Annotated in this window: 1 protein-coding gene; it reads left to right on the top strand. The window is 69.2% G+C overall.

The genetic code is table 11. From position 1 onward, the window contains the following. The coding region (locus G7A99_RS21500; protein ID WP_205599987.1) for a T6SS effector BTH_I2691 family protein at positions 1–938 on the top strand (938 nt) is incomplete at both ends.

Here is a 938-nt window from a genome sequence, read left to right as displayed (position 1 = left end):
CTGTTCATCACCATTCCCGAGGCACGCGAGGCCGGGTGGGTCTACCTCGCCTATTCCGATCATCTCTGGAGCGCGGCGACGCTCGAGACCATGGCTGCCAACCGGGACAACCTGCGTGACCGGTGCATGCAGGCGTTCGACGTGGGCAGCTGGCTGGCACGACAGCACGGCATATCCGCGACGTCCCCCGACGACATCGCCACGTGCGTCCCCGAGTTCGCCGCCACCGATGGCGGGACGCAGTCTCAGGGGGACTGTTACCCCGGCCCGGGCGTCACCGCCCGGGCATTCCACGATGCCGGACAGCTGCGCGAGCGCATGAACTGGACCGTGCGCGATACGCCCGAATTCATCGACAAGGGAGCGCTCCTGGCGATCGAGGACCCCATCGGCATCACCACCGCACTCAACCAGTTCCGCAACAACGCCGCCGAGCGCCTCCAGGCCTACACACACAGCGAGGCGGTCTTCGAGAAGAAGGCCACTTCCGAGCTCATCACCGGATTCCGCCGGATCAAGGCGGAGCGGGCCGGCCGGCGTGCCGACGCCAACGTCGAGCGAATCCGCAATGCGCCGCCGGTAGACCTCAATCTGCGTGCCGCCCGGGACTTCGAGGCGCGGCCGGCGGCGGAGCAGGCGGCACTCCTGGATCGCATGCCCGCCTGGCAGCGCGAACGCCTCGCCCGGGCCCGGGCCGAGCTCGCCGAGCGCCGCGCGCAGCGCCCCGACAATGCCGAGGCCTACCACGAGCGCACCGTCGAACTCAGTTGGGCGGATTACCTCGAATGCTACGACGAGGCCGCCCGCCAGGCATTCGAGGCGCAGTACGAGAAACACTGCAGGCCACTGCGCGACGCCGTCACCGTGCGCGCCCGGGACCACGCGCAATGGCTCTCCGGCGGCGACTTCACCGCCGCCCTGATGACCTACGACACCAC

It is taken from the genome of Arhodomonas sp. KWT (assembly GCF_010993615.1).
This window is presented reverse-complemented; position numbering and strand designations above follow the sequence as displayed.